Origin of the sequence: Rhodococcus rhodnii NBRC 100604, assembly GCF_001894925.1 — a bacterium.
GTDB lineage: Bacteria > Actinomycetota > Actinomycetes > Mycobacteriales > Mycobacteriaceae > Rhodococcus_F > Rhodococcus_F rhodnii.
The window spans coordinates 65,529-81,995 of sequence record NZ_BCXD01000013.1 but is presented as its reverse complement, the minus strand read 5'-3'; the positions used below and the strand labels follow the sequence as shown (position 1 = coordinate 81,995).

At 67.5% G+C, this 16,467-nt stretch carries 16 protein-coding genes and 1 tRNA gene; 12 read left to right on the top strand and 5 right to left on the bottom strand.

Features of this window, described 5'->3' with window-relative positions; all coding sequences use genetic code 11:
- Nucleotides 1-10 precede the first annotated feature (10 nt).
- A complete protein-coding gene (locus RR1_RS11660; RefSeq protein ID WP_010836143.1) occupies nt 11-1,015 on the bottom strand; it encodes a DMT family transporter in 1,005 nt (334 codons plus the stop codon).
- Complete coding sequence (locus RR1_RS22315; protein WP_169847042.1) at nt 1,015-1,164, bottom strand: hypothetical protein; 150 nt, start codon at nt 1,162-1,164, stop codon at nt 1,015-1,017. Before RR1_RS22315 ends, RR1_RS11660 begins: the two co-directional genes overlap by 1 nt.
- A 93-nt stretch (nt 1,165-1,257) precedes the next feature.
- Between RR1_RS22315 and RR1_RS11655 the strand changes: the two genes are divergently transcribed.
- The 5 genes from RR1_RS11655 (at nt 1,258) to RR1_RS11630 (ending at nt 4,651) form a co-directional block, all read left to right on the top strand.
- Nucleotides 1,258-2,271, top strand: coding sequence for a GlxA family transcriptional regulator (locus RR1_RS11655; RefSeq protein ID WP_040771968.1), 1,014 nt, complete (start codon nt 1,258-1,260; stop codon nt 2,269-2,271).
- Nucleotides 2,272-2,374: 103 nt separating this feature from the next.
- The gene (gene trxA / locus RR1_RS11650) at nt 2,375-2,746 is read left to right on the top strand and encodes a thioredoxin (RefSeq protein WP_010836145.1); all 372 of its coding nucleotides are present in this window, start codon (nt 2,375-2,377) and stop codon (nt 2,744-2,746) included.
- A gap of 77 nt (nt 2,747-2,823) precedes the next feature.
- The gene (locus RR1_RS11645) at nt 2,824-3,093 is read left to right on the top strand and encodes a hypothetical protein (protein ID WP_010836146.1); all 270 of its coding nucleotides are present in this window, start codon (nt 2,824-2,826) and stop codon (nt 3,091-3,093) included.
- Nucleotides 3,094-3,099: 6 nt separating this feature from the next.
- Nucleotides 3,100-3,678: an LppA family lipoprotein gene (locus tag RR1_RS11640; protein WP_010836147.1), complete on the top strand. Its 579-nt coding sequence runs from the start codon at nt 3,100-3,102 to the stop codon at nt 3,676-3,678.
- Nucleotides 3,679-4,060: 382 nt separating this feature from the next.
- Nucleotides 4,061-4,651, top strand: coding sequence for an LppA family lipoprotein (locus RR1_RS11630; RefSeq protein WP_010836149.1), 591 nt, complete (start codon nt 4,061-4,063; stop codon nt 4,649-4,651).
- A gap of 103 nt (nt 4,652-4,754) precedes the next feature.
- On the opposite strand, the gene polA is transcribed toward RR1_RS11630, so the two are convergent.
- Entirely contained in the window at nt 4,755-7,415 is a 2,661-nt protein-coding gene (polA, locus tag RR1_RS11625; RefSeq protein WP_051110979.1) for a DNA polymerase I, read from the bottom strand.
- A gap of 323 nt (nt 7,416-7,738) precedes the next feature.
- On the opposite strand from polA, the gene RR1_RS11620 reads away from it, so the two are divergent.
- From RR1_RS11620 to RR1_RS11605, 4 genes are read left to right on the top strand one after another with little or no spacing between them, the layout of a single operon-like run.
- Nucleotides 7,739-9,097 carry a branched-chain amino acid ABC transporter permease gene (locus RR1_RS11620; RefSeq protein WP_010836151.1) on the top strand — a complete coding sequence of 453 codons (1,359 nt, stop codon included), beginning with the start codon at nt 7,739-7,741 and terminating at the stop codon, nt 9,095-9,097.
- A gap of 6 nt (nt 9,098-9,103) precedes the next feature.
- Nucleotides 9,104-10,093 (top strand): branched-chain amino acid ABC transporter permease, encoded by a 990-nt coding sequence (locus tag RR1_RS11615; RefSeq protein ID WP_010836152.1) that lies wholly within the window; start codon nt 9,104-9,106, stop codon nt 10,091-10,093.
- Nucleotides 10,086-11,183 (top strand): ABC transporter ATP-binding protein, encoded by a 1,098-nt coding sequence (locus RR1_RS11610; protein WP_010836153.1) that lies wholly within the window; start codon nt 10,086-10,088, stop codon nt 11,181-11,183. The genes RR1_RS11615 and RR1_RS11610 overlap by 8 nt, the downstream gene beginning before the upstream one ends.
- On the top strand, nt 11,180-11,983 hold the full coding sequence (locus tag RR1_RS11605) for an ABC transporter ATP-binding protein (RefSeq protein ID WP_010836154.1): 804 nt from the start codon (nt 11,180-11,182) through the stop codon (nt 11,981-11,983). Before RR1_RS11610 ends, RR1_RS11605 begins: the two co-directional genes overlap by 4 nt.
- Before the next feature lie 100 nt (nt 11,984-12,083).
- Here RR1_RS11605 and RR1_RS11600 read toward each other — a convergent pair whose 3' ends face one another.
- Nucleotides 12,084-13,415: an ABC transporter substrate-binding protein gene (locus tag RR1_RS11600; RefSeq protein WP_040771969.1), complete on the bottom strand. Its 1,332-nt coding sequence runs from the start codon at nt 13,413-13,415 to the stop codon at nt 12,084-12,086.
- A 176-nt stretch (nt 13,416-13,591) separates the two neighbouring features.
- Nucleotides 13,592-14,197, bottom strand: coding sequence for an ANTAR domain-containing response regulator (locus tag RR1_RS11595; protein ID WP_040771970.1), 606 nt, complete (start codon nt 14,195-14,197; stop codon nt 13,592-13,594).
- A gap of 148 nt (nt 14,198-14,345) precedes the next feature.
- Between RR1_RS11595 and RR1_RS11590 the strand changes: the two genes are divergently transcribed.
- The 3 genes from RR1_RS11590 to RR1_RS11580 all read left to right on the top strand — a co-directional run bounded on the left by RR1_RS11590 (nt 14,346) and on the right by RR1_RS11580 (nt 16,438).
- Nucleotides 14,346-14,419, top strand: a tRNA-Leu gene (locus RR1_RS11590).
- An 83-nt stretch (nt 14,420-14,502) separates the two neighbouring features.
- The gene (locus tag RR1_RS11585) at nt 14,503-14,940 is read left to right on the top strand and encodes a PaaI family thioesterase (RefSeq protein WP_010836157.1); all 438 of its coding nucleotides are present in this window, start codon (nt 14,503-14,505) and stop codon (nt 14,938-14,940) included.
- A gap of 127 nt (nt 14,941-15,067) precedes the next feature.
- Nucleotides 15,068-16,438, top strand: coding sequence for an MFS transporter (locus RR1_RS11580; protein ID WP_010836158.1), 1,371 nt, complete (start codon nt 15,068-15,070; stop codon nt 16,436-16,438).
- Nucleotides 16,439-16,467 lie beyond the last annotated feature (29 nt).

The following is a 16,467-nucleotide window of genomic DNA, read 5'->3' as shown; positions in this document are numbered from 1 at the left end:
CGTCACGCTGTCACGGCGAATCCCGGTGGGGCGGCTCGGTGAGGCCGTCACGCTCGTCGGAAGCGGCGACGACACCGACGGGACCGGGGTCGCCCTGCGGAGGTGGGACGGCGACGGCAAGCGGGAGTGGCGCGTCTCCGGGTGATCTCGGGCGCGCTCGCCGCGTGACGAGGATCCCCGCCACGACCAGGAGCGCGCCGACCGGTTGATTCCACGTCACGCGCTCCCCCAGCAGCAGCGCGCCGAGCACCACACCGACGACCGGAGTGAGATACGTGACGGTCGAGGCCGCGGTGGGTCCCCATGCCCGCACGACGTTGATGTTCCACACGAACGCGAGGCCCGTCCCGACGGCCCCGAGCCCGATCATCGCGCCGATCACCGCGGGTGTGAGATGCACGGGCGTGGCGGCGACGACGGGAGCCGCGACGGCCATGAGCACGGCGGCGATCGTGATCTGCGCGAACGCGACGGTCGGCGCGTCGAACCCGCGCGGGAGCACGAAGCGCCGGAGATACACGAGGGCGACGCCGTAGCAGGCCGTCGCACCGAGGCACGCGAGTTGCGCGGTGATCGGCCCCGAGAGCGCGAGATTCCAGGGCGCGAGGACGGTGAGCACACCGCCGAAACCGATCGCGAGTCCCGTGGCCTTGGGACCGGTCAGCCGTTCGTCGGCGAGGACGAGTGCGGCGACGGCCGTCGTCATGAGCGGTGTGGTCGCGTTGTAGATGCTGGCGAGGCCCGAGTCGAGGTGGATGCCGGCCCAGGCGAACAGCAGCCACGGCGCGATGCACTGTACGAAGGCGAGCACCGTGAAGTGCGCCCATGCGATTCCCCACGGCGGAAGTCGGCGGCGGGTGATCAGGACCGCGGTGAGTGCCGCCGAGCCCAGCACCAGCCGCGCCACGACGACCTGCGTGAACGAGAGCCCCTCGAGGCCGACCTTCACGAACAGGAAGCTGCTGCCCCAGGCGAGAGCCGTCGCGGTGTACTGGACACCGAGCGGCACCCGCATCACACGGGTGGCCGTTCGTGCGGCACGGACTGCGCGTGGGTGTCGGGGAACCAGTTGGTGTCGGGCCGAACGTGGCCGCGGCGAACTGCTGCGACGACGAGGACATCGACGAGGACGAACGCTGCGAGGAGCACGATCAGAATCATCATGCCTCCCAGCATCTTCCGCTTCCCGACCGGCGAACAGTGGCAGAAACGACCATTTCCGTCGGTTTTCTGCCATACGGGTGGCATACTCGACTCATGCTGCAGAAAGTGGTCACCGTCATGCTCCCGCGCGTCGAGGCGTTCGAGCTGGGCGTCGCATGCGAGGTGTTCGGCGTCGATCGCCGCGACCAGGGGCTTCCGGCGTACGACTTCTCCGTCGTGACGGCGATCCCCGGCGCCGTCACGACCCGGTACGGCTACACCGTCGACGCCCCGCACGATCTCGATCGCATCGACGACGCCGACCTCGTCATCGTCCCCGCAGGCTCCGACAGAGTCGATGCCGAGTTCGCCGTCTGCGACGGCCGAGCACCCGGCCTCGAACCGCTGTACGCGAAGCTCCGCGATGCGCACGCGCGCGGCGCGATGATCGCGAGCGTGTGCTCGGGGGCCTTCGTCCTCGGCGACGCGGGCCTGCTCGACGGGCGGCGCTGCACGACGCACTGGATGCACACCGCCGAACTCGTCGAACGCTTTCCGGCCGCTCTCGTCGACCCCGACGTGCTCTACGTCGACGACGACCGCGTCCTCACGAGCGCCGGGACGGCGGCCGGAATCGACCTGTGCCTCTACATCGTTCGCCGTGAGCAGGGATCGCGGGTCGCCAACACGATCGCGCGCCGGATGGTGGTGCCGCCCCACCGCGACGGCGGGCAGGCGCAGTACATCGCGATGCCCCTCGTCGAGTGCACCGACGAATCGCTCGCCCCGCTCCTCGACTGGGTGCGTGCCCACCTCGACCGCGAGTTCACCGTCCCCGAACTCGCCCGGAAAGCGAACATGTCCGCGCGGACGTTCGCCCGCCGCTTCCAGGCCGAGACCGGAACCACCCCGGCCCGGTGGATCAACGATCAGCGGGTTCTCGCCGCGCAGGATCTGCTCGAGAGCAGCGACCTCCCCGTCGAGACGATCGCCACGCGCGTCGGCTTCAGCGGTGCGGCCGTGCTCCGGGCACATTTCCAGCGGTTGCGCCGCACCAGCCCGCAGCAGTACCGCAGCGTGTTCCGCAGATCGGATGCAGCCGATCTCGCGCGTGAGGCAACGGCATGAGTCCGCGAGACGACACGCGGGAACAACTCACCGCCGACTACCGTTGCACGCGGCAAGAGGAGTTCGGGCTCGACCGAGTTCGAGCGCAACGAAAGGATTGCCCGTGGCCACTCAGACCCTGACCCAGCAGAACTTCGACGACGTCGTCACCGGTAACGACGTCGTGCTCGTCGACTTCTGGGCCTCGTGGTGCGGACCGTGCAAGTCGTTCGCGCCCACGTACGAGGATTCGTCCGACAAGCACCCCGACGTCGTGCACGGCAAGGTCGACACCGAAGCCGAGCAGGGCATCGCCGCTGCCGCGAACATCCGTTCGATCCCCACGATCATGGCGTTCCGCGAGGGAGTTCTGGTGTTCAACCAGCCCGGCGCGCTGCCGCCTGCCGCCCTCGAGGACCTCGTGAGCCAGGTCAAGGCACTCGACATGGACGAGGTGCGCAAGCAGATCGCCGAGCAGAACAGCGACGCGGAGTAGACGACACCGACGTCCTGACGCAGGACGTACCGGCACCACGTGAGAGGGGCGAGCCCAGTCGGGCTCGCCCCTCTCACATGTTTCTGCCGGGCCTCGAGCGCGCCTGCTACTCTTCGGCGAACGACAGCACCGGGGGCGAGATCGCTGTGGGGGACATGCTGCAGGCCGACGTGGATGCGCTGCACGCGCTCTCGGCCACGTTGTCGGGCATCGCGGACGCGATCACCGGCATCGCGATCGACGGGTCGGTCACGATGCCGGGTTCGCCGGTGTCGGCGATCACCGATACGTGCCGCAGCGCCGTCGAGAACGCCTACGGGCAACTACAAGCAGCCGAGACAGGCTGAATCAAAATGCTGTCCGCGCGATTACGAATCATCACGGCAACTCTGGTTGTCGTCACGAGCCTCACAGGATGTGGAGCATTGGCGAACCCGTATGAGACCACCGGGCCAGAAGACACCGCGCGCGCGGCAGAACGTCTCGCGGATCTCCCTTCCTTGGAGAGCACCGAAGCCGACGGTCAGCGAATCGCTGAAGAACTCGGCACCTACATCACCGGGCTGGCACCGCGCTTGGCCTGGGAATGGGTCGGCAACCGAAGGCAACGGGGATGCTCCCAACCTTTCGACCAGACGCCGGCGAAGAACGTCAAACTCAGGGATTACCTTGCACTCGGTCCGTTGCCCGACCGAAACAGATCGGAAGTGCTCGAACGCGCGCGCGAGCTGGCCGCAGAAGTCGGCGCTACGAACACGGAGAGCTTTCATGACGAACCGGGGAATCTGGACATTCGCTTCTACAGCAACGAAGGAACTGCCCTGACTCTGATGATCGGCGACAACACTCTGATCGGCATCGATACCGGCTGTCGCCTCCCCCAAGCCGCCTTCGATCCTGTTACTCCGAATCCACCGACACCAACGCCATGACACCGACAGCGCGATACGAGGAACTGGGTGCCAAGGTCAGGCGCGCGCGTTCGACAATCGAGTCGATCCGCGGCACAGGACGATCCGGCGACGTCACCGTCGAGGTGGCCGCCGACAACACCATCACCTCGATCACCGGGCCCCCTTCAGTGGCCCCCGGGAGCGTTGTGGCCGCCTACCGGGCCGCAGTACGCGACAAACAACCTCGCGTCGATGCCGCCATGCGCGATGTCCTCGACGACGAACAGGTCTCCCGAATCGCCACCTTCACCGAGGCTCACGCCCCGAGTCCCTCGACGGCGCCGGTTCGCGGGTCGACGGACGACGAAGACGACGTGTGGGCGGTGATCCAGCGAGACCCCCTCGGACGCCGTACGCGCCGATGAACACCTACGCCCCGTCGAGTCGAGCACGAACGACAGCGATCCTCCTCGTACTGGCCGCTCTCGCCACCGGGTGCGGCGCATCGACGAACCCGTATGAGGCCACCGGGCCCGAAGACACAGCGCGCGCGGCAGCACGTCTCGAGAATCTCCCGTCGCTCGAGAAGAGCGAAGCCGCGGGCAGGCGCAGCGTGGAAGAGCTGGGCGCGTACATCACCGGCTTGGTTCCCGACCTCCGATGGGAATGGGTCGACGAACGAAGGCAGTCCGGCTGTCACAGGCCCTACGATCAGACACGAGGAAAGCGAGTCAAGCTGCCGAACTATGTCGCGGCCGGCTCGATTCCCGAGCGTGTGCGCGCCGATGTGGTCCAGCGCGCTCGTGAACTCGGCGCCGAATTCGGTGCCGACGAAGGCCACGCTTTCCAAGACGAACCCGGGAGTCTGGATATTCGGTTCTCTGGCGATGCGGGCACCTCGTTGACCCTGATCGATGCCGGAAACACCGTGATCACCGCGAATACCGGTTGCCGCCTCCCCCAAGCCGCCTTCGATCCTGGTACTCCGAATCCACCGACACCAACGCCCTGACACCGACGGCGCGATACGAGGAATCGGGGCCAGGTCGACGCGCTCGACCGGCGGCCGGACGCCGACGCTCACGGCCCGAACCACCGACCCCGATCCGGCGTCCTCAGTGGGCAGCGGCATCCCAACTGCGTCCCGTACCCACCGACACGTCGAGCGGAACGGACAGTTCGATCGCGCTCGCCATCTCGCGGCGGACGATCTCTTCGACCCGTTCGCGTTCGCCGTCACCGACCTCCACGACGAGTTCGTCGTGGACCTGCAGGAGCATCCGTGACGTCAGACCTTCCGCGACGAGTGCGCGCTGCACCTCGATCATCGCGACCTTGATGATGTCGGCGGCCGTCCCCTGGATCGGCGCGTTGAGAGCCGCACGCTCGGCGTTCTCACGCCGAATCCGGTTGTCGCTGTTGAGATCCGGAAGGTAACGCCGACGGCCGTAGAGCGTCGCCGTGTACCCGTCCTTGCGGGCCTGCTCGACGACGCGGTGCAGATAATCGCGCACGGCGCCGAATCGCGCGAAGTACGCGTCCATCTGTTCCCGCGCCTCTTCGGTCGAGATCTTGAGCTGAGCGGCGAGCCCGAAAGCACTGAGCCCGTAGGCGAGTCCGTAGGACATCGCCTTGACGCGCCGGCGCAGCTCCGGTGTGACCTCGTCGATGGGCACACCGAACGCACGTGACCCGACGAAGCTGTGCAGGTCCTCGCCCGTGTTGAACGCCTCGATCAGGCCTTCGTCGCCGGAGAGATGCGCCATGATGCGCATCTCGATCTGGCTGTAGTCGGCGGTGAGCAGCGTCTCGAAGCCGTCGCCGACCACGAAGGTGTCGCGGATCTGCCGACCGGCGTCGGTGCGTACGGGGATGTTCTGCAGGTTCGGTTCGGTCGACGACAGCCGTCCCGTCGCGGCGATCGTCTGATTGAACGTCGTGTGGATCCGCCCGTCGTCGGCGACCGTCTTCAGCAGGCCGTCGACGGTGACCTTGAGTCGCGACGCATCACGGTGCGCGAGCAGGTGTTCGAGGAAGGGGTGCCCCGTCTTCTCGAACAGACTCTGCAAGGCGTCGGCGTCCGTCGTGTAGCCGGTCTTGGTCTTCTTCGTCTTGGGCATGCCCAGTTCGTCGAACAGCACGACCTGCAGCTGCTTGGGCGAGCCGAGGTTGATCTGCTTGCCGATGACGCCGTAGGCGGACTCGGCTGCGGCGCTCACCGCGGCGGCGAAGGTGCTCTGCAGATCGTGGAGACGGTCACGATCGACCGCGATACCTGTCGACTCCATGCCGGCGAGGACCGTCGAGAGCGGCAGCTCCATGTCGGCGAGCAGCGGGAGCGACTCGATCTGTTCGAGCTCGGAGTCGAGCGCCTCGGCCAGATCGAGTACGGCTCGCGCCGCGAGGATCTGGGCTTCCGCGGCCTTGACGTCGGAATCGTCCTCGTCGAGCAACGACAGCTGCTGGTCGCTGGTGTCCTCGGCTCGCAGCTCGCGGTGGAGATACCGCAGCGAGAGATCGTCCAGATTGAACGACCGCTGGCCCGGCCGCACCAGATACGCCGCGAGGGCGGTGTCGCTGGAGATGCCGTCGAGCATCCAGTCGCGGCCACGCAGCGCGTGCATCGCCCACTTCGCCTCGTGCAGGGCCTTGGGATACGCGGGATCGGCGAGCCAGCGGCCTATCGCAGCCTCGTCCTCGGGAGTCGCGGACTCGGTCGCGATGTAGGCGCCCTCACCGTCGGCGGCCGCCAGCCCGAGAGCGGTGGTGTCACCTCCGAACGGGGTGCGGCTGCCGACGACGGCGAGCCCCGCGCGCTCCCCCTCGTGCAGATGCTCCTCGATCCACGCCGCCACCTCGCCCGGCGCGAGTGCGCGTCCCTTGACCTCGAAGCCCTCCTCGGCCTCCGGCTCGGCGGGGGCGAGCGTCGAGAACAGCCGGTCGCGCAGCACCTTGAACTCGAGATCGTCGAACAACGCGTGGATCTTCTCGCGATCCCACTGCTGCAGTCCGAGCTGATCGGGCGTGTACGGCAGCGGCACGTCCTTGACCATCTCGGTCAGCTGACGGTTGAGCAGAACGGCGGAGAGGTTCTCGCGCAGCGAATCGCCGACCTTCCCCTTGACCTTGTCGACGTTCTCGACGAGCCCCTCGAGCGAGCCGTACTCGCGGATCCACTTGCTCGCGGTCTTCTCGCCCACGCCCGGGATGCCCGGCAGGTTGTCGCTCGGATCCCCGCGCAACGCGGCGTAGTCCGGATACTGGACCGGCGTCAGGCCGTACTTCTCCTCGACGGCCTCGGGTGTGAAGCGCGTGAGATCGGAGACGCCCTTGCGCGGATAGAGCACGGTCACGTCGTCGTCGACGAGCTGGAGCGAATCCCGGTCGCCCGTGACGACGAGCACGCGGTACCCGAGCGCGCGCGCCTGCCCCGTCATCGTGGCGATGATGTCGTCGGCCTCGAATCCTTCCTCGGCCATCACCGGGATCCCGAGCGCACCGAGAACCTCCTTCGTGACCTCGACCTGTCCCTTGAACTCGTCCGGTGCGGCGGACCGGTTCGCCTTGTACGCGGCGAACAACTCGGCGCGGAAGGTCTTGCGCGAGACGTCGAACGCGGCGCCGATGTGCGTGGGCTTCTCGTCGCGCAGGAGGTTGATGAGCATCGACGTGAACCCGTACACGGCGTTCGTCGTCTGCCCGGACGCCGTCTTGAAGTTCTCCGCCGGCAGCGCGTAGAACGCACGGAACGCGAGCGAGTGCCCGTCGAGCAGCATCAGCGTGGGCCGCTCCCCGTCGGCCACCGCTTCGGCCTGCACATTCGCGGACGCGGCGGCGCCGGGTACGTCGGTCTCGGTGGTCACGGTCTCGGACGTCGCGGGCTCGGAAGTCGATCGGGATGCAGGGCTCACACCGCCAGTCTAGGGAGCGGCGGCGACACTCCCGCGCGAACACCGCCGCGCGCCACACCGGCGCTCCTATTCCGCATCACGCCGAGAAAAGTCGCGGCGATCGGTTTACAGTCTCTGCACCCACGGCGCGAAGGGTCGTCACCCGTCGTGCCCGACAACTGAAACTCTTACTCTTTCGGAGGACCTGCGTGGCTTCATCACGAACGAAGCAGTACGGCCCGATACCACGCGCCCGGCACGTCGTCCGAGCACTGGTCATCGCGTTTCTCGGCATCGTCGCGGCCCTCACGGTCGGCGGCAGCGCTCTCGCTCAGCCCGCCGACCCCCCACCCCCCGATCCCGGCAGCGCGGTCGAGGCTCCCGCTGCGGGCGGCGTGCCGGTGAGCGGCAGTCTCAACAACGGCGGCGAGCGTCTGACCGGCGTGACCGTGCGCGCCGTCGACGCATCCGGCTCGGAGGTGGCGAGCACGGAGTCCGCCGAGGGCGGGCGGTGGGAACTCGTGGTTCCGCCGGGCGCGTACACCTTCGAGATCGACACCGACACCCTCCCCGACGGCGTGAGCGTGCAGGGCGCGGTCGACCGCCAGGTGGCCGAAGGACGCATCAACGCGGTCGTGTTCTCGTTCGGCGAGGTCCGTACCGGGAACGCGGTCCCGCTGTGGGAACAGATGCTGCGACTGCTCGTCGACGGCCTGCGCTTCGGGCTCGTCATCGCGATCGCGGGCGTCGGCCTCAGCCTCATCTTCGGCACCACCGGCCTGACGAACTTCGCGCACGGCGAACTCGTCACACTCGGCGCGGTGTTCGCCTGGGTGTTCAACGTGACGTTCGGGATACAGCTGATCCCCGCCACGATCCTCGCGATCCTCGTCGGCATCGCGATCGGCGCCCTCGCAAACCTCGGCATCTGGAAACCGTTGCGCAAACGGCGAACCGGGCTCATCCCGCAGCTCGTCGTGTCGATCGGGCTCGCGATCGCGCTCCGCTACATCATCCTGATCTTCTTCTCCGACCGCTCACAGCCGTACGCCGACTACCAGGGCCAGGTCCAGCACGAATGGGGACCCTTCGCGATCACGAGCGTCAACCTCGCGACGATCGTCATCAGCACCGTCGTGCTCATCGGTGTCGCGCTGCTGCTCCAGAAGACCCGCATCGGCAAGGCAATGCGGGCGGTCGCCGACAACCGCGACCTCGCGGCGTCGTCGGGGATCGACGTCGAGCGCGTGATCCTGTTCGTGTGGGGCCTCGGCGGCGGCCTCGCGGCGCTCGGCGGCGTGCTCTTCGGGCTGTCCGAACTCGCCGGACGAGTGCAGTGGGAGATGGGCTTCAAACTGCTGCTGCTCATGTTCGCCGGCATCACCCTCGGCGGACTCGGCACCGCGTACGGCGCCCTCCTCGGCTGCATCATCGTCGGCGTCGTCGTCCAGATGTCGACCCTCGTGCTGGATCCGGACCTCAAATACATCGGAGGCCTGCTCATCTTGATCCTCATTCTCATCGTCCGGCCTCAGGGCATCCTCGGCTCGCGGCAAAGGATCGGGTGACGGCAGATGGACATCCTCGGTGCTCTCCAGGTCTCGTTCGCACAGCTCATCGGTCCGTCGGCGATCTTCTACGCTCTCCTCGCGATCGGGCTCAACCTTCACTTCGGGTACGCCGGACTGCTGAATTTCGGTCAGATCGGATTCGCGCTCCTCGGCGGGTACGGCGTCGGCATCATGACCGTCACGTATGACCAGCCGCTGTGGCTCGGCATCCTCGTCGGCCTCGCCCTCGCGGGCCTGCTCGCCGTCGTCCTCGGCATTCCGACGCTGCGACTGCGTGCGGACTATCTCGCGATCGCGACGATCGCCGCGTCCGAGATACTGCGACTCGCGTTCCGGTCGACGGCTGCCGACCCCGTCACCGGGTCCACCAACGGCCTGTTCGGCTTCGCCGAGCCGTTCACCCGCATGAGCCCGTTCGACTCGGGCCGGCAGTACAGTCTGCTCGGACTCCGGTTCTACGGCGACGACCTGTGGGCGATGGTGGTGGGCTGGACGCTCGTCCTCCTGCTGTGCGGTCTCGTGTATCTGCTCACCCACAGCCCGTGGGGCCGCGTCCTCAAGGCGGTCCGTGAGGACGAGGACGCCGCGCGTGCCCTCGGCAAGAACGTCTTCGTCTACAAGCTGCAGGCACTCGTCCTCGGCGGCATGATCGGCGGGCTCGGCGGCATCTTCAACGCCCTGCAGACGAAGTCGATCAATCCCGACTTCTACTCGACGGCGCAGACGTTCTTCGCGTTCGGTGCGCTCATTCTCGGTGGCGCGGCGACCGTCTTCGGCCCCGTGATCGGCGCGATGGTGTTCTGGTTCCTGCTCGCGATTCCCGATGCACTTCTCCGACAGGCGATCTCGGGACCCGAGCCGCTCCTCGCGCTGAGCGAGCAGCAGGTGGGTGCGATCCGCTACGTGCTGCTGGGTCTGCTCATCGCTGCACTCATGGTCTTCCGCCCACAAGGGCTCTTCGGCAACAAGCGAGAGGTGCAGCTGAATGCCTGACGACACCCCCCTCCACGGCGGCACCCTCCCGGCGCCGACGCCCGACGGCCGGGTACGGCTCGACGCCGCAGCGCGCACGGCCCTGTTCGCGCAGGTGCCGGGCGAACCCGGAGCCGCGAAACCCGATCCGGTTCTCGTCGCGAGCGGCATCACCCGCACGTTCGGCGGTCTCAAGGCGGTCGACGTCGACCACCTCGAGATCCAGCGCGGATGCATCACGGGCCTCATCGGGCCGAACGGCGCCGGAAAGACGACGCTGTTCAATCTGCTCACCGGGTTCGATCGCCCCGACTCGGGCACGTGGTCGATGGACGGCGCTCCCCTGGGCAAGCTCTATCCGCATCAGGTCGCCCGCAAGGGTGTCGTCCGGACCTTCCAGCTCACGAAGGCGCTGTCGAAGCTCACGGTGCTCGACAACGTCAAACTCGGGGCGACGGGTCAGAAGGGCGAACGTATGCTCGCGACACTCGCTCCGTGGGTGTGGCGCAAACAGGAGCGAGAGATCACCGAGCGCGCACACGATCTGCTCGCGCGGTTCAAGCTCGACGCGAAGTCCGACGATCTCGCAGGCTCGCTGTCGGGTGGCCAGCGCAAGCTGCTCGAGATGGCGCGCGCGCTCATGACGGACCCGACGGTCGTCATGCTCGACGAACCGATGGCGGGCGTCAATCCCGCACTCACGCAGAGCCTGCTCGGCCACATCAAGTCGCTGCGGGACGACGGCATGACCGTCGTCTTCGTCGAGCACGACATGGACGTCATCCGGGACATCAGCGACTGGGTCGTCGTCATGGCGCAGGGTTCGGTCATCGCCGAGTCCACTCCGGACGGCCTCTCGCAGAACGACGCCGTCGTCGACGCGTACCTCGGTGCACACCACGATCAGGCACTCGAGTTCGACGAGCACGGCCGGCCGGTCGGCGAGACCGCGGTGCTCGCCGAGCAGCTCGAGGCCGCCGAGATCGAAACCCTCGAAGCCGGTGGCGATCTCGCCGAGCCCGACATCGGCCACACCACGCAGCACCAGACCCGGCCGCAGCAGGGCCGCCACGCCGCGTCCGCGAGCGACGACGAAAGCAGGGACCGATGAGCGAGAACCCCGATCTCACTCCGGCGGAACTCGCGGCGACCCCCGCCGAGCACGCACGGCTCGCCGACGGCGCGCTCGTGCGAGCGGACGGGCTCGTCGCCGGCTACATCCCCGGCGTGAACATCCTCGAGGACTGCAACTTCTATCTCGGGGACGGCGAGATCGTCGGCATCATCGGACCGAACGGTGCCGGCAAGTCGACGCTGCTCAAGACCCTGTTCGGGCTGATCTCCGTCCGCTCGGGGTCGGTGACACTGCGCGGCGACGACATCACGTCGAAACCCGCACACGTCCTCGTCCAGAAGGGGCTCGGCTACGTTCCGCAGACCAACAACGTGTTTCCGTCGCTGACGATCGCCGAGAACCTCGAGATGGGGATGTACCTGCGCCCCAAGAAGTTCGCGGAGCGGTTCGCGTTCGTGTCGGAGCTCTTCCCGTTGCTGTCCGAACGGCGTGGGGTCAAGGCCGGCGCGCTGTCGGGCGGCGAACGCCAGATGGTGGCGATGGGGCGCGCGCTCATGATGGATCCGTCGGTGCTGCTGCTCGACGAGCCGTCGGCGGGACTGTCGCCGATGTTCCAGGACGAGGTGTTCATCCGCTGCAAGGCGATCAACGCCGCGGGCGTCTCGGTGATCATGGTCGAGCAGAACGCCCGCCGCTGCCTGCAGATCTGCGACCGCGGATACGTCCTCGATCAGGGACGCAACGCCTACACGGACACCGGCCGCAACCTCATGAACGATCCCAAGGTGATCGAGTTGTACCTCGGGACGCTCGCCGGTCGCAGCGAGAAGAAGTAGCCGCTCCCCCGCAACTGCAACGAGAAGAACCCTCGCCCCGAACGATTCGGGGGCGAGGGTTCTTCTCGTGGTGCCGATACTGCTGCCGCTGGTGCGGCCGTCACTCACCGACGACGATGTAGCCTTCGGTGCTGAGCGAGTTGTCCGCGCCGAACTTCATGTGACCGTAGGAGCCGATCGAGGGCTCGCCGGCGTCGTCGAAGTCGAGCTTGCCGGTGATGCCGTCGTAGTCGATGTCCTCGCCGGCCTGGACGAGCGGCAGGCACTCCTGGAACGAGGTGCACACCGTGCCGTCCTTGGTGACGCTGTTGATGTTCGCGGCGATGTCCACACCCGCAGTCGAGCCCGCCTGCTCGGCGGCCAGTGCCGTGATGACGACGGCGTCGTAGGACTCACCCGAGTAGTTGAAGTCGATCAGCGCCGGATTGACGGAGCGGACGCGGTCCTGGAACGCCGCGCCGACGTCGGTGAGCGGCGTGGTTCCCTGCATGCCGTCGAGCAGACCGGGCGCCGACGCCTCGCCGAGCGCGTTGCCCATGTTGCCGTCGACGCCGTAGACGAGCATGCCGTCCGACGGGCCGATGCCGACCTCGTGCATACGCGTGATGATGCGCGAGGACTCGTCGAAGCCGATGACGGCGACGGCGTCGGGACCGAAGTTGTTCACCTGGTCGACCTCGGCGTTGTACGACTGCGCGTTGGGGTCGTACACGATCTTCTGCACCTGGTCGTCGGGCAGGCCGGCGTCGGCGAGGTTCGTGCGGAGATTCTCGGCGAGGCCCGTGCCGTAGGGGTCGTTCATCGCGAGGATCGAGACGCGCTGGGCGCCGTCGTTGGCGATGAGCTGGGCGAGTGCCTGCGCCTGCAGGACGTCTGTCGGGGCGGTGCGGAAGTACTGGCCCTTGTCGGGATAGCAGATGAACTGGTCGGACGTGTTCGCCGGCGAGAACATCACCACACCGGCACTGGTGATCTTGTCGATGACCTTGAGCGACACCGACGACGACGCTGCACCCATGATCGCGGAGACACCGGCTGCGAGTTCACGATCGACGGTCGCGTTGGCGGTGTCCGTCGTCGTGTCACCGGAGTCGCCGGGGATCAATTCGACGGGCTGGCCGAGGACTCCACCGGCTGCGTTGACATCGTTCACCGCGAGCTGGGTGCCCGCGACCATCGGCGGGCCGAGGAACGCGAGGCTGCCGGTGTCGGGAAGGAGCGTGCCGAGCTTGAGCGGGGTGGTCACCGGGTTCGCGCCGGCGGTGGCCTGCTGCGGCTCGCAGTCCGTCTCGACCGTGCTCTCCGCTGCGGCCGCCGAACCGTTCGCGCCGTCACCCGAGGCGGAGTCGTCGCCGTTGGAACTACAGCCTGCGAGGGCGAGGGATGCCGCACCGATCACCGCGGCGGCCCTGACGAGAGACCGTCTAGCCATCCAGATTCTCCTATCCGCTACGCGGGCACGCGATTTCCGCAACCGGAAATGGTGCGCGTTGTCCGCTGTGGGAGAGAACCTAGCGCTATATACGCATTTTCGACTCCCGAGGAGGCCGTCGTGACCGGACTGTGACCTTTTCTCGGGATTGTTAACTCGGACTTAGCAATTCCCGGTCACTGCGGCGGGTCCGCGAGCGTCTCGATGACGATCTCCGCGACGGCCTTCATCGACGACCGGCGATCCATCGCGGCGCGCTGGATCCATCGGAACGCCTCGGGCTCGGTCATCGCCTGGCGCTCCATGAGAATGCCCTTCGCGCGCTCGACGACCTTGCGGGTCTCGAGCCGGCCGGACAGATCGGCCACTTCGCGTTCGAGCGCCGTCACCTCACGGAAGCGGCTCGTCGCGAGTTCGACGGCGGGAACGAGATCGGTGATCGAGAACGGTTTGACGAGATAAGCCATCGCCCCCGCGTCCCGCGCCCGCTCGACCAGCTCGCGCTGCGAGAACGCCGCGAGGATGACGACGGGAGCGATCCGCTTGGTCGCGATCTCCTGCGCGGCGTCGATGCCGTCACGCCGCGGCATCTTGATGTCCATGATGACGAGGTCCGGCGTCAGCTCGGTCGCGAGCTCGACGGCGCGCTGTCCGTCCGCGGCCTCACCGACGACGTCGTAGCCCTCTTCGCGCAGCATCTCGACGAGGTCGAGGCGGATGAGCGCTTCGTCCTCCGCGACGACGACGCGCACAGCCGCGGGCTGCGCCTGGGGAGCATTCATGAACGTTCTCCTTCGTTGCTGCGCGACCGACGTCGGCCGTCGATCGCACCGACACCGTCGCACCACGGCAACGGACGTGCGGTTGAAGGGTACCGGTGGTTGACTGCGGCAGCCGATCTTCTACAGTGGTCGACGCGGATCGCCGCGCGCCCTCGTATCCCAATTGGCAGAGGAAACGGATTCAAAACCCGTCCAGTGTGAGTTCGAGTCTCACCGAGGGCACCCCTCGCACTCCCCTCGTACCCGCTCCGCTCGTTTCGCCGCTCGGCCGACGCGTGAGCGTTGTCGGTGCAAGACTCGCAGCCGTGAGCACGAAACCCACGCCGACGTTCCACGAGTTCCTCGACGGATCCGCCCCGCCGCCACCCGCCGCCGCACTGCTCGGCTGGACGCTGCGCGCACTCGATCCCGAGGCGGGGACCATCGAGGTCGGGTTCTCCGTCGACACGCGATTCACCAACCCCGCGGGGCAGATTCAGGGTGGCTTCCTCGCGGCGATGCTCGACGACACCGTCGGCCCCGCGCTGCTCGCCACTCTCGGCCCCGGCCAGTGGGCCCCGACGGTCTCGCTCCACGTCCAGTATCTCTCCCCGGCATCCCCGGGCAACTTCGTCGGCCGGGGCCGCATCGTCCGCAAGGGCGGCACCATCGCCTTCCTGACCGGCGAACTCGACGACGCCGACGGGATCACGGTCGCCGTCGCCCAGGCCACGGCAAGGATCCGGACACCGCGGAGCGACTAACCGGACCTGCCGACCGGAGCGGCCGTTCCGCGCTACGGAACGGTCGATTTGTGTGACCCACGCCACGGAACAAGATCTAGGCGCAACCAGATGACGCGACGCATCGCGCCCAGATCGAGGAGTACGCATGGAGGATCGTTCCGCGGTATCGCCGCCCGCCGGGTCGACCGTCACACCGAAGGAGTCGCGCCGGGCACTCGTGTCCAGCTTTCTCGGCTCGACCGTCGAGTACTACGACTTTCTGCTCTACGGCGCAGCCGCCGGTCTCGTGTTTCCCGTGCTGTTCTTCCCCGAGACGATGGACCCACGACTCGGGGCGACGCTGTCCTTCGTGATCCTGCTCGCCGGCTACATCTCCCGCCCGATCGGCGGAATCCTGTTCGGCCACTTCGGCGACAAGGTCGGCCGCAAGAGCATGCTCTTCATCACGCTGATGATGATGGGCATCGTCTCGATCTGCATCGGGCTCATGCCCACCTACGAGTCGATCGGGATCGCGGCTCCGCTGATCCTCGTCGCGCTGCGGATCGTCCAGGGCCTCGCGGTCGGCGGCGAGTGGGCCGGAGCGACACTCATGGCGGCCGAGCACGTCAAGGAAGGCAATCGCGGCCTCGCCGCATCGATCGCCGTCACCGGCGGGCCGACGGGATCGGTGCTCGCCACCCTGATCCTCGGCCTGTTCGCGGGGCTTCCCGACGAGGCATTCCTCAGCTGGGGCTGGCGTGTTCCCTTCCTGCTGTCCGCGGCGCTCGTCGTGATCGGCCTGTACCTGCGCTTCCGCGTCACCGAATCGCCCGACTTCGCGGCAGCCCGCGCGGCCGGCGAGGTGCACACCGGCGTCCCGATCATGCGCGTGATCAAGAACTACCCGCTGACGAGCCTCTACGGCATCCTCGCCGCAGCCGGGCCGCTGTTCATGCAGGCGCTGCTCGCGGTGTGGGTCGTGCCGTACGTGGCCGCACAGGGCGTCGTCCCGCGTCAGGACGCGCTGTACATGCTGACCTTCTCGAGCGTGCTGCACATCGCCGCGATTCCGTTCTTCGCGTGGCTGTCCGACCGATACGGCCGGCGTCCGGTGATGCTCGTCGGTGCCGCGGTCTCGGTCTCGCTGGTCTTCCCGATGTTCATGCTGCTGAACTCGGGCAGTTACTGGCTCGTCGCGCTCGGCTTCGTCGTCGGCAACCCGATCATCCAGGCGTCGATGTACGGCCCGATCGGCGCGTTCCTCGCCGAGAAGTTCGAGACCCAGGACCGCTACACGGGCGTCTCGCTCACCTTCCAGGTCGGCTCGGTACTCGGCGCCGGCACTGCACCGCTCATGGCCAACTGGCTCTTCGATCTCGACAACGGCGGCGGCACGAACAACATCGCGTGGTACTTCATCGGGCTGATCGCCGTGTCGGCGCTGGCCGTGTACCTCTCGAAGGAGACTCTCGTCCGCACCACTGCGCGACGAGGGGGACGGCGCACGCAGACCGCCGGCGTCGCTGCGGACTGACACGCGACCGGCACGAACCGGCCCGGGTG